This window comes from Sulfurimonas sp. HSL3-2 (assembly GCF_039645965.1).
GTDB classification, from domain to species: Bacteria; Campylobacterota; Campylobacteria; order Campylobacterales; family Sulfurimonadaceae; genus Hydrocurvibacter; species Hydrocurvibacter mobilis.
Genome location: NZ_CP147917.1, coordinates 1225698 through 1248417, shown reverse-complemented (window position 1 = coordinate 1248417; position 22720 = coordinate 1225698). Strand labels below are relative to the sequence as shown.

Annotated in this window: 25 protein-coding genes; 20 read left to right on the top strand and 5 right to left on the bottom strand. The window is 42.2% G+C overall.

Features of this window, described 5'->3' with window-relative positions; genetic code table 11:
- Positions 1-2 precede the first annotated feature (2 nt).
- A complete protein-coding gene (gene pyk / locus WCX87_RS06265) occupies positions 3-1454 on the bottom strand; it encodes a pyruvate kinase (RefSeq protein ID WP_345978551.1) in 1452 nt (483 codons plus the stop codon).
- A 209-nt stretch (positions 1455-1663) separates the two neighbouring features.
- On the opposite strand from pyk, the gene hypB reads away from it, so the two are divergent.
- The 12 genes from hypB to WCX87_RS06205 all read left to right on the top strand — a co-directional run bounded on the left by hypB (position 1664) and on the right by WCX87_RS06205 (position 10698).
- Positions 1664-2482 carry a hydrogenase nickel incorporation protein HypB gene (gene hypB, locus WCX87_RS06260; RefSeq protein ID WP_345978549.1) on the top strand — a complete coding sequence of 273 codons (819 nt, stop codon included), beginning with the start codon at positions 1664-1666 and terminating at the stop codon, positions 2480-2482.
- A gap of 1 nt (position 2483) precedes the next feature.
- Complete coding sequence (locus WCX87_RS06255; protein WP_345978547.1) at positions 2484-2774, top strand: HypC/HybG/HupF family hydrogenase formation chaperone; 291 nt, start codon at positions 2484-2486, stop codon at positions 2772-2774.
- A 3-nt stretch (positions 2775-2777) separates the two neighbouring features.
- Positions 2778-3899, top strand: a complete 1122-nt coding sequence (gene hypD, locus WCX87_RS06250) for a hydrogenase formation protein HypD (protein ID WP_345978546.1) — start codon at positions 2778-2780, stop codon at positions 3897-3899.
- A gap of 26 nt (positions 3900-3925) precedes the next feature.
- The gene (locus WCX87_RS06245; RefSeq protein WP_345978544.1) at positions 3926-4654 is read left to right on the top strand and encodes a hypothetical protein; all 729 of its coding nucleotides are present in this window, start codon (positions 3926-3928) and stop codon (positions 4652-4654) included.
- Positions 4655-4656: 2 nt separating this feature from the next.
- The gene (locus WCX87_RS06240) at positions 4657-5517 is read left to right on the top strand and encodes a patatin-like phospholipase family protein (RefSeq protein WP_345978543.1); all 861 of its coding nucleotides are present in this window, start codon (positions 4657-4659) and stop codon (positions 5515-5517) included.
- The gene (locus WCX87_RS06235) at positions 5510-5749 is read left to right on the top strand and encodes a VF530 family protein (RefSeq protein WP_345978541.1); all 240 of its coding nucleotides are present in this window, start codon (positions 5510-5512) and stop codon (positions 5747-5749) included. Before WCX87_RS06240 ends, WCX87_RS06235 begins: the two co-directional genes overlap by 8 nt.
- 9 nt (positions 5750-5758) lie before the next feature.
- Complete coding sequence (gene hypE, locus WCX87_RS06230) at positions 5759-6757, top strand: hydrogenase expression/formation protein HypE (RefSeq protein WP_345978540.1); 999 nt, start codon at positions 5759-5761, stop codon at positions 6755-6757.
- Between the two features lie 10 nt (positions 6758-6767).
- On the top strand, positions 6768-7109 hold the full coding sequence (gene hypA, locus WCX87_RS06225) for a hydrogenase maturation nickel metallochaperone HypA (RefSeq protein ID WP_345978538.1): 342 nt from the start codon (positions 6768-6770) through the stop codon (positions 7107-7109).
- 12 nt (positions 7110-7121) lie between these two features.
- On the top strand, positions 7122-7871 hold the full coding sequence (locus WCX87_RS06220; protein WP_345978536.1) for a DUF695 domain-containing protein: 750 nt from the start codon (positions 7122-7124) through the stop codon (positions 7869-7871).
- Positions 7872-7935: 64 nt separating this feature from the next.
- Positions 7936-9363 carry an FAD/NAD(P)-binding oxidoreductase gene (locus WCX87_RS06215; RefSeq protein ID WP_345978534.1) on the top strand — a complete coding sequence of 476 codons (1428 nt, stop codon included), beginning with the start codon at positions 7936-7938 and terminating at the stop codon, positions 9361-9363.
- A gap of 190 nt (positions 9364-9553) precedes the next feature.
- Entirely contained in the window at positions 9554-10120 is a 567-nt protein-coding gene (gene efp, locus WCX87_RS06210) for an elongation factor P (protein ID WP_345978532.1), read from the top strand.
- Positions 10121-10140: 20 nt separating this feature from the next.
- Positions 10141-10698: a DJ-1 family glyoxalase III gene (locus WCX87_RS06205; RefSeq protein WP_345978530.1), complete on the top strand. Its 558-nt coding sequence runs from the start codon at positions 10141-10143 to the stop codon at positions 10696-10698.
- Between the two features lie 52 nt (positions 10699-10750).
- Here the strand turns inward: WCX87_RS06205 and WCX87_RS06200 are convergent, their stop codons facing one another.
- Positions 10751-11203 carry a hypothetical protein gene (locus WCX87_RS06200; protein ID WP_345978528.1) on the bottom strand — a complete coding sequence of 151 codons (453 nt, stop codon included), beginning with the start codon at positions 11201-11203 and terminating at the stop codon, positions 10751-10753.
- A 181-nt stretch (positions 11204-11384) separates the two neighbouring features.
- Here WCX87_RS06200 and dnaE point away from each other — a divergent pair, with 181 nt between their 5' ends.
- The 8 genes from dnaE to WCX87_RS06160 are packed head-to-tail and all read left to right on the top strand — an operon-like array spanning position 11385 to position 20338.
- Positions 11385-14972, top strand: a complete 3588-nt coding sequence (dnaE, locus tag WCX87_RS06195; protein WP_345978527.1) for a DNA polymerase III subunit alpha — start codon at positions 11385-11387, stop codon at positions 14970-14972.
- A gap of 9 nt (positions 14973-14981) precedes the next feature.
- On the top strand, positions 14982-15602 hold the full coding sequence (locus tag WCX87_RS06190; RefSeq protein ID WP_345978525.1) for an ankyrin repeat domain-containing protein: 621 nt from the start codon (positions 14982-14984) through the stop codon (positions 15600-15602).
- Positions 15589-16821, top strand: a complete 1233-nt coding sequence (locus tag WCX87_RS06185) for a M18 family aminopeptidase (protein WP_345978523.1) — start codon at positions 15589-15591, stop codon at positions 16819-16821. The genes WCX87_RS06190 and WCX87_RS06185 overlap by 14 nt, the downstream gene beginning before the upstream one ends.
- Positions 16822-17799, top strand: a complete 978-nt coding sequence (locus WCX87_RS06180) for an ATP-binding protein (RefSeq protein WP_345978521.1) — start codon at positions 16822-16824, stop codon at positions 17797-17799.
- 3 nt (positions 17800-17802) lie between these two features.
- Positions 17803-18432, top strand: coding sequence for a protein-L-isoaspartate O-methyltransferase (gene pcm / locus WCX87_RS06175; protein WP_345978519.1), 630 nt, complete (start codon positions 17803-17805; stop codon positions 18430-18432).
- 26 nt (positions 18433-18458) lie between these two features.
- Positions 18459-19079 (top strand): uracil phosphoribosyltransferase, encoded by a 621-nt coding sequence (gene upp / locus WCX87_RS06170; RefSeq protein ID WP_345978517.1) that lies wholly within the window; start codon positions 18459-18461, stop codon positions 19077-19079.
- Entirely contained in the window at positions 19076-19960 is an 885-nt protein-coding gene (locus tag WCX87_RS06165; protein WP_345978515.1) for a methyltransferase domain-containing protein, read from the top strand. Before upp ends, WCX87_RS06165 begins: the two co-directional genes overlap by 4 nt.
- Before the next feature lie 39 nt (positions 19961-19999).
- Positions 20000-20338, top strand: a complete 339-nt coding sequence (locus WCX87_RS06160) for a hypothetical protein (RefSeq protein ID WP_345978513.1) — start codon at positions 20000-20002, stop codon at positions 20336-20338.
- A gap of 7 nt (positions 20339-20345) precedes the next feature.
- Here the strand turns inward: WCX87_RS06160 and WCX87_RS06155 are convergent, their stop codons facing one another.
- The 3 genes from WCX87_RS06155 to pgsA are packed head-to-tail and all read right to left on the bottom strand — an operon-like array spanning position 20346 to position 22639.
- Positions 20346-21026: a YggS family pyridoxal phosphate-dependent enzyme gene (locus WCX87_RS06155; RefSeq protein ID WP_345978511.1), complete on the bottom strand. Its 681-nt coding sequence runs from the start codon at positions 21024-21026 to the stop codon at positions 20346-20348.
- Between the two features lie 4 nt (positions 21027-21030).
- The gene (gene rseP, locus WCX87_RS06150) at positions 21031-22086 is read right to left on the bottom strand and encodes an RIP metalloprotease RseP (protein ID WP_345978509.1); all 1056 of its coding nucleotides are present in this window, start codon (positions 22084-22086) and stop codon (positions 21031-21033) included.
- A gap of 1 nt (position 22087) precedes the next feature.
- Positions 22088-22639, bottom strand: coding sequence for a CDP-diacylglycerol--glycerol-3-phosphate 3-phosphatidyltransferase (gene pgsA, locus WCX87_RS06145; RefSeq protein ID WP_345978507.1), 552 nt, complete (start codon positions 22637-22639; stop codon positions 22088-22090).
- Positions 22640-22720 lie beyond the last annotated feature (81 nt).

Sequence of the window (22720 nt, the reverse complement as noted above, 5' to 3'; positions counted from 1 at the left end):
CTTTACTCTATGTTTTGAAAAAAGCTCATCTCCTGTTCTCTCAGCACTCTTATCAAGTTTATCGACCCGCTTACACCTGTGGGATCGCCTGCGGTTAAAATATAGCTTTTTTTAAGATCAAGAACACCATCTTCCAGACCTCTTTTTATCGTGTCTCTTAGTGTATGTTCAAGTGAGTCTTTTTTAACCGAAAAAACGGGGATAACACCCCATGAAAGTGTAAGCTGTTGTCTCACAGCGTCATCATGAGTTATGGCATAGATGGGTCTGTCCGGACGATACTTTGCCAACTTTTTAGCCGAACTTCCGGAGTTTGTCAAAGAGAGTATGCCGGATACTTTAATATCTCTGCAGAGTCTGACGGCTGATTCGTCTATGGCATTCGTGATATCGTCATCGTGACTGTAGTTAAGGTCAAACTTGTAGTAGGGGTAGGCTTTTTCTGTCTCAACGATGGTATCGAACATCGTTTTCACTGCAAGAACAGGGTACTCGCCTATGGCACTCTCTTCAGAGAGCATGACTGCATCCGTACCGTCAAGCACGGCATTGGCTATATCGCTGATCTCGGCGCGTGTTGCACGTTGTGAGTGTGTCATAGAAAGAAGCATCTGCGTAGCTGTGATGACGGGTTTTGAAGCTGCGTTTGCTTTTTGTATCAGCATCTTTTGGATGTTTGGAACCTCATAGTACGGAACCTCTATGCCAAGGTCACCGCGAGCCACCATGATGCCGTCTGAGACCTCGAGTATCGCATCGATGTTTTCTACCGCATCAAACTTCTCTATCTTGGCGATGAGCATCTGTTTTCCGCCAAAACCGTCTAAGACTTCTCTGGCTTTCATCATATCCTTCGCGTTTTGGACAAAAGAGATGGCCATATAGTCCACACCGTTGTCGACACCCCACTGGATATCATTGATATCTTTTTGGGTTAGTATATCTACATTAAGTCGGCTGTTTGGAAAGTTTATCCCTTTTTTTGATGACAATACTCCCTCGTTTTCGACAAGGACCTGTACTACATCTTCGCTGCAAGATAGGACTTTTGTGCGGATAATGCCGTCATAGAGGTAGATATAGTCGCCGATATTTAACTGAGAAAGGATCTTCGGGTAGTTGATGCTTACCTCATACCTGTTTTCATCCACTTTTGTACCGATGATATCTTGTTTATGAAAGTTGATGATGTCGTCTTTTTTAAGATCAAAACTCTCTTCAAGCTCGCCGATACGGATTTTAGGACCGCTGATGTCTTGTAGCACACCGACGACAAGACCGGTACGCTTTGAGGCTTCTCTTATATTTGACAAGACTTTTTCATGGTATTCATAGGTACCGTGACTAAAGTTAAGCCTAAAGACATTTACTCCTGCACGCATCAGCTCGATTATTTTCTCTAACTTATCTGATGCGGGACCGATCGTCGCTAAGATCTTTGTTCTTTTTTTCATGAGTCTATTCTATCCAATTATTTAGCACTAGTCTAACAACATTTTGATAACAAGATGATGACAATAAAAATCTCTTTTGATATTTTCATTCTATTGAGTCCTAAAAACATATAAGAAGAAAAAAAATTAATCTTATTTTTAAAATATAAATATAAAGTATGAATATTGTATATTAAGAAAAAAATATTTATAGAACGTAAGGAAAATGTATGTGTAAAGATTGCGGTTGCAGTATAACGGAACATAGTCACTCTCACGATGAACATGGACATCATCATGACCACCATCACGACCATGGACACCATCACCATGATGATGATTCTCACAAACATCAAGAGGCACACCAGCATCTGCACGACAATCCTCAGTTAAACGATCCAAAGACCATCTCGGTCATCACAAAGATACTCGATAAGAACGATCATGAAGCAGCGCATAACAGAGCGCATTTTGACGAGCATAACGTACTGTGCATCAATCTGATGAGCAGTCCCGGCAGCGGAAAAACCACGCTCTTAGAAAACATGGCAGCTCTCTCTCCTTTTAAATTCGGCGTAGTCGAGGGAGACTTGGAGACCAGCCGTGATGCGGACAGACTCAAAGCAAAAGGGATACAGGCCCACCAGATACAAACGGGTTCGGCGTGTCACTTGGATGCGTTCATGGTGCACAAAGCACTGCATCATATGGACTTAGATGAGATGGACGTATGTTTTGTGGAAAATGTCGGAAACCTTGTGTGTCCTGCAAGCTATGACGTGGGAAGCCATCTCAACATCGTACTTGTCTCGGTTCCCGAGGGCAACGACAAGATAGAAAAGTATCCCGTGATGTTCCGTCAGGCCGACTTGGTGCTCATAACAAAGACAGACCTTCTGCCTCACTTTGACTACGACATCGAACATGAAAAAGCGGAAGCGAGAAAACTCAAACCAAATGTGGATATCTTAGAGGTGAACATCAAAGACGAAGCAAGCATAAAACGTGTCATAGAGTGGATAGAATTTAAAAGAAAGATGAGGGTTTAGTATGTGTCTGTCGATACCGAGTAAAGTAGTGAAAATTGACCCGGAAAAGAACACCGCTCAGGTAGATACAATGGGTGTTATGCGTGAGGTCGGACTGGATCTGATGGAAGAGGGAAGCGTAAAGATCGGCGATTACGTTCTTATCCATATAGGCTTCGTCATGAACAAGATAGATGAGGAAGATGCCCTAGAATCCATAAAAGTATACCAAGAGATACTAAGCAAAATGGACGAGGAAGATCGGCTAGCCGCCATACAAGAAAGTGACGAGTGCCCAAGCGGCGGAGCGTAAGAGATGAGTTTGGAACTCAAAAACCTCTACGACGATTTTCGTGACGCTGAGACCATAAAAGCGTATGCGAAGATCATCCAAGAAGACGCAAAAAAACTCACCTCTTCCATAAACATCATGGAGGTGTGCGGTGGTCATACGCATACCATTATGAAGTATGGAATTCTGCAGCTTTTGCCGCAAAACATCAAGTTCATCCACGGACCTGGATGTCCCGTGTGCATCATGCCAAAAGAGCGCATTGACCATGCGTATGTGTTAAGCATGCAAAAAGATGTCATCTTAGTCACACTGGGCGATATGATAAAAGTACCAGGAAGCAACGGAAGTCTTCAAGATGCGAGAAGCAAGGGTGCGGACGTGCGCTTTGTCTATTCTCCGCTTGACTGTTTGAAGATAGCAGACGAAAACGCTACAAAAAAGATCATCTTCTTTGCCATAGGTTTTGAGACCACTACACCCATGACCGCTGCACTGCTTGACACGGTGATAAAACGCGGCATCAAGAACATCTACTTTCACATAAACCACGTGACCGTTCCCGAGGCCATGAGCGCACTGCTTGCAGACGACGAGTGTAAGATAGACGCGTTTTTAGGACCCTCACATGTAAGTGTCATAAGCGGAAGCAAGATATATGAAGAGTTTCCTCGCGACTGGGGTAAACCAGTTGTCGTAAGCGGTTTTGAACCCGTAGACGTGATGCAGTCCATCAGCATGATAGTAAAGCAATTCATAGAGGGGAGATGCGAACTTGAAGTGGAGTACAAACGTGCGGTAAACCGTGAGGGAAATCTAAAAGCCCAAGAGCTGATAGAGAAGTACTTCCAAAAAGCAGACCTCTTTAAATGGCGCGGACTAGGCAACATACCAAAAAGCGGACTCAGACTAAGAGACGAGTACGACAGCTACAACGTAGAAAACATCTACAAAAACGTGCTCCCCACAGAAGAGATAAACGACCACAAGCTCTGCATCTGCGGAGACATCCTAAAAGGCAAAGCCACACCGCCTGAGTGCTCCATCTTCGGTACGGCATGTAAACCGATAACCCCGATAGGAAGCTGTATGGTAAGCAGCGAAGGCGCTTGCGCGGCTTATTATAAGTATGGGAATTTGATTTGAGTAGTAGGTTCAAAGTTGGTGATATAATGAAAGCATTAAATCATGCTGTACCTACTGTACCTAAAACACCAAATAGTTTACAATTTGTTCAAAGAATAATTGAAAAAGTAAATAAAAAATTTGAATTTATTCCTTCCATAGCAGAAAACTTTAATTGGTATGTTGAGCCATCAATAGAGCTAACTGCATTGAAAGAACTTTTTAAATCTTATAATGATGAAACTAGAGTGAATGAAATACTGATAAAACATTATAAAGAAAATACAACTAGAATTCTTGATGATTTAAAAGAAAAATTTCCACATAGAAGTAATATTCTTGAGGAAATTTTCTTTGCACATAATAATGGATTTTATTATTTGTCTTGTATAGCTTTTATGACACAAGTTGATGGTGTAGTTTATGATTTTTCTGATGGCAAAAACTACTTTCATGGCACTCGTGAAAGTAACTTTTTTGAGGAAACGAGAGCACGATTAAATAGTCTAGATATAGAATCAGCTGGATTATATTTTTTAAAACAGCTTTTCAATAACGAATTACCAATAAGAATAGGTCCAAAAAAAAGAACGTTAGAGTTTGAGCATATGAATAGACATCAGATGCTACATGGCGAAACTACAAATTTTAATACGGAAATAAATAGTTTAAAGGCATTATCCTTATTGGCAACATTAGCTTTCAATCTAAAATATTTAGATGATATACTAAGTAACGATGAAATAAAAAATAATAAATATGGGGATTTGATATAGTTATGAAGAAAAAGACGGTATCTCTTGTTTTGGGAAGTGGCGGGGCTAGAGGGTTGGCTCATATTGGCATCATAAAATGGCTTGAAGACAATGGGTATAAGATAATATCGATTTCAGGGTGTTCTATAGGAGCACTCATAGGCGGTTTTTATGCAGCGGGAAAACTTGATGCGTATGTCGATTGGCTTGCTGAAGCAGATGGGATAGACCTGTTGAAGCTTTTAGATTTTAAGGGTACAGGCGGACTTGTGTCGGGTGATACTCTTATGTCTAAGATGAAAGAGTTGCTAGGTGAGCATATGATCGAAGATCTGCCTATCAAGTTTACGGCTGTCGCTTCTGATATAGACACTGAAAAAGAGATATGGATAAATGAAGGTCCGCTCTTAAATGCCATCCGCGCTTCCATATCTTTACCGCTCTTTTTTACTCCTTACATGTACAAGGGAAGAGCGCTAGTAGATGGAGGCGTGTTAAATCCGGTTCCGATAGCTCCGACTTTTGATGACGCTACAGATCTGACTATTGCCGTGAATCTAGGGGCAGAATCCAGTTCCGAAGTTCTTTTAGAAGAAGAGATAGAAAAAGAGCAGTCTTTGGGTGCGCAGATAAAAGAGTATATCAGTAGCGTGTCTATTCCGACATCAGTCGTTTCAAAAAACAGTATGTATTCAATAGCAAACAGATCATTTGAGACAATGCAGGGTACAATCGCTCGAATGAAACTAGCGGCATATCCGCCGGATATAGAGATAGGAGTCCCAAGAAACTTATGCGGTACTTTTGAGTTTAATAAATCAAAAGCTATTATAGAATACGGATACCATCTCTGTGAGAAAACTTTAAAGGAAAAAAATGGGTGAAGAAGAAAAAGAGAAGAACAAGAACAATCCGCTGCATGGGATAAAACTGCAGGAGATACTGGAGAGTCTTGTAAAAGAGTATGGATATAAACAGTTAAGCAAACTGATCGAGATACGCTGTTTTTTTAATGAGCCCAGTATAAACTCATGTCTGAAGTTTCTTAGAAAGACGCCTTGGGCTAGAACGAAGGTGGAAGAGTTGTATATAAAGACTATGGAAAAGAAAAAGTAGGCGGGATAGATGACGAAGACGATAACACTGGCACAGGGTAACGGCGGAGAAGAGAACAACGAGCTTATCTCGAAGATATTTTACAAAGCATTTAAAAACGAGATATTAGAGCGCAGCGAAGACGCGGCTGTGATCCATGGCGGAAAACTCGCTTTTTCCACCGACAGCTTTACAGTTTCACCTCTGTTCTTTGCGGGAGCGGACATAGGCAAGCTTGCAGTGTGCGGTACATGTAACGACCTTGCCATGATGGGTGCGAAGCCGAAGTATCTTACATGCAGCGTTATCATCGAAGAGGGGTTTGAGGTAGAGAGTTTAGAGCGCATCGTTGAGAGTATGAAGCGTGAGCTTGAAATAAACAGTGCCATGGTGGTGAGCGGAGATACCAAAGTGGTGCCGCGCGGAAGTGTGGATAAGATATTTATCAACACTACGGGTATAGGCGAGATCACAAAGCAGGGCATCAGTTCAAACAGCATTACGACTGATGACGTCATACTTGTAAACCGCGACATCGGTTGTCACGGGGCTACCATCTTTGCAGCGCGTGAGGGGATAGAACTCAGCAGTGCATTAAAAAGCGACTGCAACTCGCTTTATCCTCAGGTCAAGGCACTGCTCGATGCTGATGTGAAGATAACGGCTATGAGAGATGCGACCCGCGGCGGTGTGGGTGCAGTACTGAACGAGTGGGCAAAACAGTCGGATATCTGCATAGAAGTAGAAGAGGATAGTATCCCCGTAAGCGATGAAGTAAAAGGGATATGCGAGATGCTCGGGTTTGAAGCGACCTCTTTGGCAAACGAGGGGACGTTTGTGCTTGCCGTTAAAAAAGAGGATGCGAAAAGAGCCGTAGAGATACTCAAAGGTTTTGATGTTTGTTCAAAAGCTGCGCTTATAGGAAGTGTGACAGAGAAACATAAAAAGAAAGTGATACTAAAAAGCGGATGGGGGACTTCAAGGTTTTTGGAGACTCCAAGCGGCGAACTGCTGCCGAGAATCTGTTAAAGGGTAAAAGATGCATGAATACAGCGTAGTCCAAGCTCTGCTCGATCAATGTGAAGAGTACACCAAGGCAAACGATGCGACGCAGGTGACAAAGCTTGTGGTCAAGATAGGGGTGATGAGTGGTGTCGAACCTTATCTTTTAGAGACGGCGTTCAACACATTTAAAGAAGCCAGTGTCTGTGACGGCGCAGAGTTTGTGATGCATATACAGCCTCTGACCATAAGTTGCAGGGAGTGCGGTACTACAAGCGAGCTGGAGTCAAGACACTACTGCTGTCCAAAATGTGAGAGTGTAGATGTAAGTGTGGTGGACGGGGAAGACATGTTCCTTATGAGCCTAGAGATGAAGTAAAAGGAGAAGAGGATGCAGGAGTACTGGGAAGCATATATGAAGCCGATGGAGGGACATCCCTCGGCTGTCATGTTCAATGTCGATGTGTCAGACGGCAGCTTGAATGATGAGTACGGTTATGTCGGTTTTGTGAAGGTGTTTTTGCATGCTCCAAAAGATGACGGTCTCTTAGGCGAAGAGGAGCAGGAAGATATCTCCTTCATAGAGGATTCCATCGAGATGGAGTCTTTGCGCTACCGTATAGGAAAGTATGTCGGACGCATCATCACACAGGGGAGTGTGAACTTCATCTACTACCTCAAGTATGATTTTGAATGGGACAGTGCCGTAAACGATGCTATGAGAAAGTTCGAGGATTACAGGTACGAGTTCGGTGCGCGTACAGACATGGAGTGGGAGGTGTATAACAAACTCCTTCTTCCTACGGCAAAACAGTGGCAGATCATTCAAAACCACCGTACATGTAACATGCTTCAAGAAGCGGGCGATAACCTGAGACTGGGACGTGCCATAGAACATAAGATCTACTTTAACACTCCGCAAGACAGAGAGATATACAAAGAGTTTATAAAAAGTGACGGTTTTACGATCCAAAAAGAGATGGAACCCAGTGATGAGGTCTCTATGTACGGACTTCAGTTTTACCGCATCGACGTACCGTACTACTACGAGATAGACGAGCTTACGATGAACCTGATAGACAATGCCAAGAGCTACGGCGGTGAGTATGACGGATGGGAGACGAGTGTAGTTAAAGCATAATTACTATTTTCTTTGTTATCATATTTCGTTATAATATTTTCAAGTCAAAAAAAAGGATAAGCCGATGAAGACTGAGAAGCTGCTGGAGTTGTTTAAAGCGAGTGCCGATAAAGGGCCGATTTCAAGACGTGAAGCCATCAGGCTGCTGGGTATCTCTCCCATCGCTGCATCCGTGATCGCTTCGGCGGGAAGTGGAAGCTACACAGAGGCAGAAGCTATCGATGTCAAAGGCAAGATCCTTATAGTCGGAGGGGGCAGCGGTGCTATCATGACCCTGGCCAGACTTAACAGAAAGATATCAAATCCCGATATCACGGTTATTGCTCCAAATGAGACGCATCTTTACCAGCCGGGACAGGTATTTGTCGCTGCGGGACTGATGAAACAAGAGGACCTTCAAAAACCAAACAGCGACTTTATCGCTAAAAATGTTAACTGGATCAAAGATGAGGTCAAGAGCTTTGACCCTGATAACAATGTCGTGGTCACACGCTGTGGTCAGACGGTCGGATATGACTATATGATCGTTGCTACAGGCGTCGTGAACCGTTTTGACAAGATCGCGGGATTAAAAGAGGAAGATATCGGGACCAACGGTATCACCAGTGTTTACTTAAGTGATCTCGAAAAAGGTACGGCTCGCGGAGCGACTGCGACTTGGGACTGGTACAACGATCTTAAAAAAGCGGCAAAGACTAAAAGACCGACAGTGCTCTACACACAACCAGACACTCCTATAAAATGCGGCGGTGCACCGCAAAAGATGCTCTACCTCAGTGCCGATTACCTCAAACAAGACGGGCTTAGTGCAGACTACTACTTTTATACGGGACTTAAAAAACTGTTCCATTTGCCAAAAGTGGATGAGGAGCTTACTAAAGTTCAAAAACAATACGACAAGATCGAGACGAAATTTTCCCACTTCTTACGTGCCATAGATGTAAAAGCGAAAAAGGCTACGTTTGTTCATGCTTATGAAAAAGAGGTGATAGATGAAGATTTCGGCGAAAAAATGATGCAGAGTTTTGCCGATGAGGTCGTCGTGAAGTATGATTTTATCCATGTCGTACCGCCTATGAGCCCACCTGAAGCACTTGAAAAGTCAAAACTCGTCAACGGTGAGGGATGGCTTGATGTAGACAAATACACGCTGCAGCACAACAAATACAAAAACATCTTCGGCATCGGCGACGTCTGCGGCATCCCTATGGGAAAAACCGGAGGAACAGCGCGTCATCAGTCTCCTATAGTGATGGATAACCTTTTAGCGGTAATGCAGAATAAAGAACTGAAAGAGAAGTTTGACGGCTACACGGTATGTCCGCTTAAAACGCAATATGGAAAGATATTGATGGCAGAGTTTAACTACGAAGGGCCAAAACCGACTATTCCGTTCATAGAGTACTACAAACCTCGATGGATGTGGTGGGAGTTTGACCGCTATATGTTAGAGCCTATGTATTGGCATCTAATGCTTAGAGGACTTTTTTAATAGTTCTTTGGTTATCGTAGCAGAAATGGGCTTTGCTCATTTTACGTTTCTGTATCTGCCTCGAAAGAGGCAAACTTCAGTGCCAAAGCGGCTAGCGTAGCAGAAATGGGCTTTGCTCATTTTGCGTATCTTTACATGTAAGGTGCTTTGCGGTAAAATTGCACAAAATTTTTTTAAGAAGGTCAGGTATATGGCAACAATAGGTATGGGTGATATTAAAAAAAATGTACGTTTAGAGATCTCTGACGTACCATACAAAGTAGTTGAGTTCCAACACGTTAAACCGGGTAAGGGTGCAGCTTTCGTACGTATGAAGGTCAAAAGTTTTATGAACGGAAAAGTTATCGAGAAAACTGTTCACGCAGGTGATAAATTCGAAGTTCCTGTGATCGAATACAAAACTATGCAATATCTTTACGATGACGGCGAAATGCTACAATTCATGGACAACGACACTTATGATCAGATCGGTCTGACTTACGATCAGTGTGAAGACGCAATGAAATGGTTAAAAGACGGTATCAACGTAGATATGATCTTCTACAAAGGCGATGCTATCTCTGTAAGCGCACCTGAGACAATGGAGCTTGTCGTAACAGATACTCCTCCAAACTTTAAAGGCGATACATCAAGCGGAAGTAAAAAACCTGCTACTTTAGAGACTGGTGCAGTTGTTCAAGTACCTTACCATATCCTTGAGGGTGATGTTGTTAAAGTAAATACAGTAGAAGGCGAGTACTTAGAAAAAGTAAAATAATCTTTTTAGAAGGAGATATTATGGCAACTGTTTTAGTACCTTTAGCGACCGGTTTTGAGGAGATCGAAGCGATATCTATCATCGATACGGTAAGACGCTCTTCGATAGAGGTCATAGTGGCTTCAGTCGACGGAAATGCAGATGTGCGAGGTGCACACGGCATAACCGTCAAAGCAGATAAAAGTATAAAAAACATAACTGCCGATGATATCGACATGATCGTACTTCCGGGAGGCTGGGGCGGAACAAAGATTCTGGCTGAAGATGCGAAAGTGCAATCCCTTATCAAAGAGATGGATGCAAAAGGCAAGCAGATAGGCGCTATCTGTGCCGCTCCGTTTGCATTAGATAAAGCAGGAGTTCTTAAAGAGAAGTTTACCTGTTATCCGTCTGTTGAAGCAGATATAGACCATAAAGGATACGATGCTACTCAAAAGGTAGTAAGCGATAAAAATATCCTGACTTCACGCGGTCCGGGAACAGCTATCTGTTTTGGACTTGAGATCATAAAGATACTACTTGGAAATGATGCAAAAGAGAAAGCAAAAGGCGGACTTTTAGCAGATTATTGTGAGTAAGTCGATCTCTTACATGTAGCTTTACATGTAGGGATTTTTTTAGTAAAACACTCTATTTCATAAAGATAGCACTATAATTTAACACTTCATTGGTTCTTTGATATTCAAAAGCATACTCTAAGATCATAAAACTTCTATTTATTATATTTTCTTCAAGACCTTCACTTTCAGATGCACAGACCATTGAACTGTAATAGAAGTTATTCGCCTTATGAAACTCACCGTCTTGATTGTATAACAGCTTTTCTATCCCGTCTGTCACTTTAGTATCGTTATTGGCCTCAAACACGATACACAGAAGGTTTTTATCCAAGATAACGACTTCATCGGTCTCTCTTATATGGATATTAAAGTACTCTTTTTCCAGATTTTCGGCATATATGATAAGCAGGCAAAACTGCAGTTTGTAACGCGTAAACCTGTACCAAAACGGTTCGACCAGTTTTTCAATGCTTTTTCTTTCTTTAGAAAGCACATTATAGATCTCACTATATTTGATGTCCATCTTTCATCCTTTTTTTACATGAAATAAAAAAATAGAGGCATAATGTATAAGTTTACTACAATCGAAAGAAATATGCTAGAAAACTGTTAATATTACTATTTATTTTTTCTTACAACTAGATTTTATTAACAACATACTATAATAAAAAAGTTATTAACATATATATTATTAGGCAGTCAAATTGAGTAAAGAACCAGCATTTACGCACCTTCATCTTCATACGGAATATTCACTTTTAGACGGTGCAAACAAGATATCAAATTTAGTAGAACGTACAAAAGAGCTCGGCATGACCTCTGTGGCGATGACAGACCACGGAAATATGTTCGGCGCGATAGATTTCTATCATCAGATGAAAGGCGCGGGACTGAAACCTATCATCGGGATGGAAGGGTACATCCATAACGGTGAAGATATTGACGATAAGTCTACAAAGCAGCGTTTTCATATCTGTCTTTTTGCAAAGAACGAGATCGGATACAAAAATCTTATGTATCTTTCGTCAAAAGCTTTCATTGACGGTTTTTATTACTTTCCTCGTATCAACAAAAAAGAGCTTCGCGAACACTCTGAAGGACTTATATGTACCTCTGCATGTCTTCAAGGCGAAGTCAACTGGCATCTTAACACCCAAAACGAACGTAATGTCAAAAACGGTGCATTAGGGTACGAAGGCGCAAAAAAAGCGGCTTTGGAGTACAAAGAGATCTTCGGTGAGGATTTTTACCTAGAGCTTATGCGTCACGGCATCTCTGACCAGATGTTTATCGACGAACAGGTTTTGACTCTTGCAAGAGAACTTGATATTAAAGTCGTCGCTACAAACGACACTCACTATACATATCCTGACGATGCACAGTACCATGAAGCGTTTATGTGTATCGGGATGAATAAACTTTATGACGATCCAAACCGTATGCGCCACTCGGTACATGAGTTTTATCTCAAGTCGCCTGAACAGATGGCACGTCTTTTTGCGGATATCCCTGAAGCGCTGGAGCATACGCAGGAGATAGTCGAGAAGTGCCAGCTTGAACTGAACCTCGGAAACCCGACACCGCCGAACTTCAAGTTTACCAAAGAGTATGCACAAAAAGAGGGACTGGGCATAGACAACGTCGATGACGATGAGAGTGTTCCTGCAAAAGAGCGCAAAACGGCTATGGATAAAAACGATGCAGAGTACTTTATCCACCGCTGCCGCGTGGGACTTGAAGAGAGACTTGTACATGTACCGCAGGAACGTCATGCAGAGTATAGAGAAAGGCTGGAGTTTGAGATAGAGGTCATCAACTCTATGAAATTCCCGGGATATATGCTTATCGTCTGGGACTTCGTTAAAGAGGCTAAAAACATGGGTATTGCCGTAGGACCGGGACGTGGTTCTGCTGCTGGAAGTCTTGTTGCTTACAGCTTGGAGATCACCGATATCGACCCTATGAAATATGATCTGCTTTTCGAGCGTTTCTTGAACCCTGAACGTGTAAGTATGCCCGATATCGATATGGACTTTATGCAGGCGCGCCGCGGCGAGATCATCGACTATGTCGTTAAAAAGTATGGACGTAATCAGGTCGCACAGATTATCACTTTCGGGTCGCTTCTTGCAAAAGGGGTCATCCGTGACGTCGCACGCGTACTTGATATGCCGCTTTCACAAGCTGATAAGATGGCAAAACTGATCCCCGATGAGCTTGGTATCACACTTAACGGAAAGAGTAAAAAAGGCGAGTTTATCGAGGGTGCTTACCAAAAAGAGCCGAAACTCGTAGAACTTGTAGAGACAGATCCGCAGGCTGCGCGTGTCTGGGAGTTTTCTAAAAAACTTGAAGGATTGAAACGTAACTCGGGAATGCATGCCGCGGGTGTGGTTATCTCAAACGAAGAGCTTTGGAAAAAGACGCCTATCTATAAACCATCAGGCGAGGAGACGTTCGTCACTCAGTACTCGCTAAACTACCTTGAAGATGTCGATCTTATCAAGTTCGACTTCCTGGGGCTGAAGACCCTTGACGTTATCGACAATGCGATCAAGCTGGTAAAAGCGCGTTATGACGTAGATGTAAACTGGCATGCCATAGATGAGAACGATCCTAAGGTCTATGACGTGATCCGCGGCGGAGACACGGTGGGGATGTTTCAGATAGAGTCTTCAGGGATGCAGGACCTGAACCGCCGTCTTATGCCTGACAGCTTCGAAGACCTGATCGCGGTCTTGGCACTTTACCGTCCGGGTCCGATGGAGTCGGGGATGCTTGACAGCTTCATCGAACGTAAACACGGGCGTGAGGCGATCGAGTACACATTTGCCGAGATGGAACCGATACTCAAACCTACATACGGGGTCATCGTTTACCAAGAACAGGTCATGCAGATCGTTCAGACGATCGGCGGTTTCTCTCTGGGATACTCAGATATTATCCGTCGTGCGATGGGTAAAAAGAAAGATATGGCTGTCTACAATGCCGAGTTCAGTGAGGGTGCGCAAAAGCAGGGTCACGATTATGCTAAAGCTTCTAAGCTCTTTGACCTTATCGAGAAGTTTGCGGGTTACGGATTTAACAAATCCCACTCGGCGGCTTACGCGATGGTCACATTTCAGACGGCATGGCTGAAGACCTACTATCCAAACGAGTTTATGGCGGCACTTCTGACAAGTGAGAAAGACAATACTGACAAAGTCGTAAAATATATTGACGAAGTCAAACACATGGGCATCACGCTTTCACCGCCTGATATCAATGACTCGCAGTTAGAGTTCTCGGCGATCACGAAGGACGATCAGGATGTCATCCTTTTTGGACTGGGAGCTATCAAAGGGGTCGGAAAAGCAGCGGTCCTCTCCATCTTAGAAGTCATCAAAGAGGGTGGAGAATTCAGTTCGATGGAAGATTTCGTGAACCGAATCGAGCCGAGCAAGGTCAACAAGCGAGTTATCGAGTCTATTATAAAATCGGGCGGATTTGACAGATTCGGATATTCCAGAAAAGCGCTGCTTGATCAGATAGATCTTCTTGTAGATACTGCTAAAAAAGCGAGTGATGCAAAGAAAAATGCGATGGGCAGTCTTTTTGGAGATGATGCCGAGATAACTCAGGTCAAGCTTGATCTAAAAAATTCAGATGAGTATGAACTTAGAGAGATTTTGGAGTTTGAAAAAAATACGCTAGGATTTTATGTATCCGGTCACCCGCTTGACAGTTACCGTGAAGAGATGGATGGTCTGACCTATACTCTTTCTTCCGATATAGAGAACATAGGGGACGGTTCAACGGCGATCTTTATCGGTAAAGTCGAAGAGATACAGAAGAAAGTATCTAAAAAAGGGAATGCTTTTGGTATCGTGACTTTGATGGACTTTCACGGAAATATCGAGATGATGCTCTTTTCCGATAAACTTGAAGAGCTGCAGGCGATGGATCTGAATGAACCTGTCGCTTTTAAAGTGAAAGTCACACATACCGAGATGTTTACGCGTATCTCTGTTATGAAGGTACTGACTTTAAAAGATGTAAAAAAAGAGTCGAAGAAAGTGAAGACGACTATTATGGAAAAACCGCAGGAACCGCTCAATATCAGTATCCATCTTAACTCTGCGACAAGAGAGTTGGAGGAACTTTATACACTTGTAAGACGTCATCCGGGAAAACGTGCATTGAAACTGACAATCGTTTCAAAACTTCAAAATGTCGTGATCGAGTCGGCGATACGAGTCGACAACTCCATTTTAGAAGAGTTGCAGAAGCTTGAATATATAAATATCTTGTAAGGAGCATTTATGAGAGTCGTAGCATTTGTTTTGTTGTTAGCATTAACACTGAGTGCTACCCCTCTCAACCGTGCCATAAAAGATGTTAATGAGAGAAAAGTCAAAGAGCTCTTAAAAGAGTGTAAAGATATAAACCTTCAAGATAAATGGGGGAACACGCCTTTACATGCAGCCATGAAAGTAGGGCGTCTTAGCATCATAAGAGCAGTTTTAAGATGTAAGCCCGATGTAGACATAAAAAATAAAAAAGGCGATACACCGCTTTCCATCGCTATAGCAAAAAATCATATCTCATCGGTCAATCTGATCTTAGATTATAAAAAAAGAACCTCAAAGAAAAAGAGTAAAAACTCAGATGTTTACAATGTGATTTTAAAAGATGATATACAATCTTTTGAAGATTTAGCAAAAAATGGACTTGATCTCAACACAAAAGATAAAAACGGTGTGACATTTTTACATGTAGCAGCAAAAAATAGAGCAAAAAAGATTGTAAAATTCCTTTTAGAAAACGGCGCAGATGCAAAAGTAAAAGATAAAGAGTACAGGGATGCTCTTTACTATGCTATCTACGGCAGGGACAGGGATATTATTGAGATGATAAGGAAAAATTTAAATGGACAAAAATAGTTTTAATGACGCACTTTTAGGATTTTTAGACGCTTCGCCGACACCGTTTCATGCGGTTTTGAATATGGCAGGGATGCTTGAAAATGCAGGGTTTATAAGAATAGACGAGAGAGAAGACTTTGATCTTATACCGGGTGAAAAGTACTACATCAGAAGAAACGACAGCTCTATTATCGCTTTTAATTACTACGAAGGGTATGAGTATGTCTTAGTCGGTGCACATACCGATTCACCAAACCTGAAGATAAAGCCAAATGCCGATGTCAAAAAAGAGGGGATAAACCAGCTTGCAGTCGAGCCTTACGGCGGAGTGCTTCTGCATACATGGTTTGACAGGGACCTGAGCATTGCAGGGCGTGTAAGCTACAGAGCAACAAACAAGACTCTTACATCAGCAATACTGGATATGCAAAAGCCCGTAGCCATCATCCCCTCACTGGCTATACACTTAGACAGAGAGTCTAACGCATCAAAGACTATAAACGAGCAGAACCATCTGCCTCCTATCGTCTCTACGAGTAAAGAGTTCTCACTAAAAGATGAGATCAAAAGTATGATAAGCGATTGTGAAGAGGTACTTTCATACGACCTAAGCCTTTACGACACACAAAAAGCCTCATATGTAGGTTTTAACGATGAGTTTATGGCAAGTGCGAGGATCGACAACCTTCTAAGCTGTTATGTCGCTCTTATCACTATATGCTCGACTGAGAAGCCTATGATGATAGTCTGTTCAGATCATGAAGAGGTCGGAAGCGTCAGTACTTCAGGAGCAGGGGGTTCATTTTTGGCAAGCGTGATCGAGAGGATATTTAGAACTCCTGATGCCAAAGCAAAGTTTGCCAGAAGCTCACTGCTTATCTCAGCTGATAATGCTCATGCCATCCATCCCAACTATGCGGATAAACATGAGCCTTCTCACGCTCCAAAATTAAATGCAGGCGTCGTCGTGAAAGTGAACTCGAACCAGCGTTACGCTTCAAATTCGGAGACTATTGCGAGGTTTATCGACGCGGCGCAAAGCGTTGAAGCACCCGTGCAGATGTTCGTGACAAGAAGCGACATGGGCTGCGGATCGACCATCGGACCTATTACAGCGGCTAAAATAGGCATTGACACCATAGATATCGGCATACCTACTTATGCGATGCATTCCATTAGAGAGAGTGCGGGTACGGATGATGCTTATGATCTGTATAAAATATTGCTAGGGATATAGATGATAACACCTGAGGAACTCCAACACCTGATCGAGCAGACCTATAAAATCGAAAATGATTTTAAGGACCTCAAAGACTCCTATAATCATCTTCAAGACACGATAGAAAAGGTCGTGGAGTTCCTGCCAAATGCTATCTGGATACTAGAAAGTGACGGGAAGGTGTTTTTGCAGAACTCTCAGGCAAAGGCGTTATCTGAGCTGATGGTTATCTTAAAGCTCGATATGGATGATTACGAGATAAACTTCAAAGACAGGTCTTACCTTGTAAAGATAAGTAATTATCAGGATAAACGTCTTGTAAGCGCCACTGACATCACAGAGCAAAAACGCAAAGAGAACTTGGCTACCATGGGACAGATGGCAGCTCATCTTTCTCACGAGATAAGAAACCCCATAGGTTCTATCTCACTTCTGACCTCTACACTAAAAAAGCGTGTAAAACCAGAAAACATCGCCATAGTCACAGAGATAGAGAAGTCGATCTTCCGCATAGACAGGATCATAAAAGCGACTCTGATGTTCTCTAAAGGGGTACAGGCAGATAAAAAACCGCTAAAATGGAGTCAGCTTCAAGAGGCTTTAAAAGATATTATCGGATATTACAGCTACTCAAAAGATATAAAGTTCAGTTTTATAGAGGATGACTTTGACATTAACGGGGATGCGGACCTGCTTTTGATGATGTTCTCAAACTTCATTATAAATGCCATAGATGCCATTGAACTTGATGATGAAGATGAGGGTGTGGTAGAATTAAGTTATAACAACGACGGGGAGTTTCATAACTTTTATATCTACGATTCGGGTGTGCCTATCGAAAATAAACGTACTCTTTTTGAAGCTTTTAAAAGTACAAAGGTAAAAGGCAACGGTCTTGGACTCATACTTTCAAAACAGATAGCGAACGTGCATGACGGAGATGTCTTTTTGGTAGAGGATGAGAAAAAACTCTTTGAGATAAAAATAAAGATATAGCAGATGATCTACAGCTTTCTAGACAACCATGCATTGATAAACCATCTTATAAACTCAGGTGTGCTGCGTTCAAGCAGGATCACCGAGGCGTTTGAAAATGTCGATAGAATCGACTTTGTCGGAGATGCAGGTCGTGCAGATATATACGGGGACTATCCTCTTCAGATTGGATACGGTCAAACTATCTCTCAGCCCACAACGGTCGCTTTTATGCTTGAGATGCTTCAGGCTAAAAAAGGTGATAAAGTCTTGGATATCGGAAGCGGTTCAGGCTGGACGACGGCACTTTTAGCCTACATCGTAGGTGAAAAGGGAATGGTCATCGGACTTGAAAGAGTCCCCCATCTTGTGCGCTTTGGGAGAGATAATCTCAAAAAGTACAAATTTAAAAATGCAGAGATCATGCAGGCGGGAAACAGACTCGGGATAGCGGGTCAAAAATTTGACCGTATCCTGGTATCGGCTGCAGCAGATGAGTTCCCAGTGGAACTTGCCGATCAGCTAAAAGTCGGAGGAAAACTTGTGATCCCCGTAGGCGATTATATCTTTGAGGTCACAAAAAAAGAGAATGAAAAGCTTGATGTCATAGAGCATTACGGTTTTTCTTTTGTACCGCTTATCTTTGAAGAATAGACAGTTTAAATAAAAGGCTCTAAAAAATGGTTTATGAACTAAAAAATCCAGTGACAAAGACTCTGATAACAAATCTAAGAGATCAAAGAACCGATGCTATCCGTTTTAGGCATACGATCGCAGAACTTACAAAACAGCTTGTCTATGAAGCGCTAAAAGAGTTTCCCTTAGTGGAAAAAAAAGTAACGACCTGGCAGGGTGAGAACAGTTTTACCTCTTTGGATGAGAAAAATATCATCGTCACTACGGTTTTAAGAGCCGGTATGCCTATGCTTGACAGTGTTATGGAGCTTTTGCCCAATGTAACTGCCGGATTTTTGGCTATGAAAAGAGATGAAGTCACGCACAAAAGCAAGTTGTATTATGACAGACTTCCGGACTGTAAAGGTAAGACTATACTTCTGGTTGATCCGATGCTTGCAACGGGAGGTTCTATGAACGATGCGATAGAATTGATAAAAAGCAGAGAGCCTAAGCGTATCATCGCGTTAAATATCATCGGTTCTCCCGAAGGGATCGAACTGATACAATCAACTCATAAAGATGTAGATATATACATAACGCAGATCGACGAGGGTCTTAGTGCAGACAAGTTCATCATGCCCGGTCTTGGAGATGCGGGAGACCGTGCATACAACACTTTATGAGAGTCGATCTAAAAGCAAAAGACTCCACTGCGATCTTAGAGTGGTTTGAGAACAACAGAGTCGAAGAGGGTAAGACACTGGAAGTCGAGCTGTTAAACACGGATATCGATAAGATAGGCTATAAAGCTCTTATAGACCTTACACAGCTGTTTTTTATGAAGATGATCACTCCACATATATTAGATGATGAGATTACCCTCTTGCGTTTTTATAAGCTCAATGAAGCGACCTCGTTTCATAAAACCGAGCAGAGTGATGAGAAGTACGGCGTAGAGAGTGAGTTCTTTAAAATAGACAAGACGGCTCAGTTTAGTTTTTTGTACCACTACAGACAGGCGTTAAAGTTTGTAAATATAAAAGAGAAAAAAAGAGTTTTAAATCTCGGCATAAATAAAGCAGATGAGTTTAGTGTCATAAAAGAGATGCTGCAAGATGATGAGTTTGCAGCAAAAGAGTTTATCGGCATAGATTACTCAAGCAGTGCCATAGAGTATGCAAAAGAGAGTTTTGCATACGCAAACACCGAGTTTATCTGTCACGATATAAACAAGCTGGACGAGCTGGATCTGGGAGAGTTTGACTTGATCGTCTCTATCGGGACGCTTCAAAGCAGCGGTATCGAGTTCAATCTTACCTTTATGAACCTATATCAAAACTATCTGCAAAAGGGAGGTTCTATCATTCTGGGCTTTCCAAACTGCAGATGGATTGACGGGGAGATGATCTACGGTGCAAAAGCTCCCAATTACCCGTTTTCAGAGATGAGCCTTGTTTTAAAAGATATTCATTTTTGCAAAAAATATCTGCAGCAAAAAGGCTACAGAGTCGTCATAACGGGAAAAGACTATCTTTTTTTAACTGCGAGAAAGATTGGAATATAAGTTGCTTAAATACTCTATATTATATAAAGAGGAACAAGCATGGGTCATATACCATATGAACAGATTCTAAGTCACCTTGAACGTGTACATGTAGATAAGTTTAATGTATATTGCTATTTTACATGTAAAGATGAAAGTGATAAAGAGAGACATATCCTTTCAACACTTCCATTTGAACCTTATGACGGTAAGATAGAGCTTACCTACAAGGACGTATTGCTTCATCCCTTAAAATCCTGGGATAGATACTATCATACGCCGATCATGATATACTCACAAGAGAACCAAAAGACATTGGTACAAAAAGCATTTTCTTTGATAGAGGATAAGTTTTATTGTAAAAATGGAGACTTGCTTTTAAAAAGTTCACATAAGTAGAAAAACTCTACTTATTGAACATCAATGAACCGATACGTACCATGTTTGAGCCGCATGAGATAGCAAGTTCAAAATCCCCGCTCATCCCCATAGAACAGATCGTAGCACCGTCAAGTTTTGTATAGATGTCATGAGTCGTCTCGAAGCTTTTTTTGACGATATCTTTATCATCGGTATGCGCACCTATGCTCATCACCCCTTTAAGATGGATATTCTTACATGTAGATGCTATCTCATTGTATGTGTCGATGGCAGCTTCGGGCATCACACCTGATTTTGTCTCTTCATACGCAGAGTTTATCTGGAGCAGGGCTTCCATCTTACTTCCGTGAGCTTCTAGACGTTTGTCGAGTTCAAGAGCAAGATCCAGTGAGTCAAGAGACTGGAAAAGAAACGGATTTATCTTGATAAGCTGGTTTATCTTATTTTTTTGTAAGTTGCCGATAAAGTGCCACTCTAAAGGAAGTTCATCAAGCTCTTCGGCTTTTTTAGCGAGGTCTTGGACTTTGTTCTCTCCAAAAGCACGCTGACCTATCTCATACAGAGCTTTTATCTCCTCTGATGTAGAATACTTGCTGACAGCCACTATCTTTACAATGTGATGGCCGTTCATGCCAACACCGAGTCTTGCTTTTTCGACTCTTTCAATTATGGAATCTATATGAAGTTTATATTCTAGTTGCGTCATCTTTCTATCCTATCAGTCTATTTATATCATTATACAGTCCAAGTCCCATAAGACCAAATAAAATCACCCATCCTGCTACGGTAAGACGTACAAGTACCGCTTCGCTCGGTGCACGTCGTGTTATCATCTCATACAGATTGAACATGATATGTCCGCCGTCAAGAGCCGGGATCGGAAGCAGGTTTAAGACACCGAGGTTCACGGAGATAAGTGCTGCAAAGAAGAGGACTGCCATCCACCCCTGTGCCGTAGCATCGGATGTTATTTTGACGATAGAGATAACACCGCCCATCTCTTTGGCTGGTACGTCGCCTGTTATCAGCTTTTCTACACCTTTAAAGATCATTGTCGAAGCGAAGATGGTCTGATTTGTCGCATACTTCAGTACTTCTACAGGAGTAAGTTCCAGTTTATGTGTGACACCGGCACTTCCGATCCCTATCATAGGCTTGTAGATATCCTCGTTAAACATACTTTTTGTAAGCGTCAGTTTTGGAGTCAGGCTTACATGTAAGAGAGTTTCCCCTCTTTTGACGGTAAGGTCAAGCGTCTCGCCTTTGTTTTGAGAGATGATCTCTGCCATCTCCTCCCATGTCGCCACAGACTTGCCGTCTATCGCAGTAACAGTGTCGTTTGATTCAAGTCCTGCTACAAATGCAGGCGAGTCTTTTTTTACGGCACCGATAACAGGAGACAAGATCCCCGGAGAGCCCAAAGCGATGAAAACATAGAGAAAAAATGCCAGAATGAAGTTCGCCGCAGGACCGGCAAGCAGGATCAATATCCTTTGAAGAGGAGTCTTTGAGTTGTAGCTGTCCTTGTCGTAACTTTTGACTGATGGGTCGGCATCATCCTGACCTTTCATCTTTACATACCCGCCAAGAGGGATCATAGCGATCCTCCATTCGGTGTTAAACATTCTAAAAGATGCTATCTTCTTTCCAAAACCGATACTGAATATCTCTATATATACACCGAAAAATCTAGCCATCGCATAGTGACCGAGTTCATGAAAAAATATAAGTGCCGATAGGACTAATAATGATACTAACCAACTCATGTTATATACCATCCTTTAAGATCGCTTTTCTAAAATTCCAGACATACTCTGCACCAGAATAGAGCGTCAATGCGACCGCTATCCATAAAAGCAGTGTGCCGTATGGCCAATGCATAAGCAAAAAACCTATGGCAAACATCTGAGACACCGTTTTTACTTTTCCTGCAAACGAAGCTTTGACACTTATGTTCTCTCCCACTGCAACTGTTCTAAGCGCCGTGATGAAAAGCTCGCGGATGATGATGATATACACAGCCCACACGGAAGCCTCGCCGATCATCATAAGTCCCAAAAATGCTGCTATTGTGAGCATCTTGTCTGCAAGCGGGTCTAAAATAGCACCAAGAAGCGTCGATTGATCCCACTCTCTGGCGATATATCCGTCAAAGAAATCTGTAACTGATGCAAGTACAAAAAGCAGTGATGCAAAGTAGTAGTTCCAAGTAACATCGTATCCGTTTTGCGTAAAAACCTGCGGGTTTAAGATCACCCAAAACATCACAGGAGCGATAAGTATTCGTAAAGAGGCTAAAAGATTCGGTAGATTTAACAAAAAAGTCCTTCTTTTTTTATTTGAGATTTTAGCTTGTTCTTACTTATTTGGACTTGATTTTAGGAGTATAGCGGCAAACTT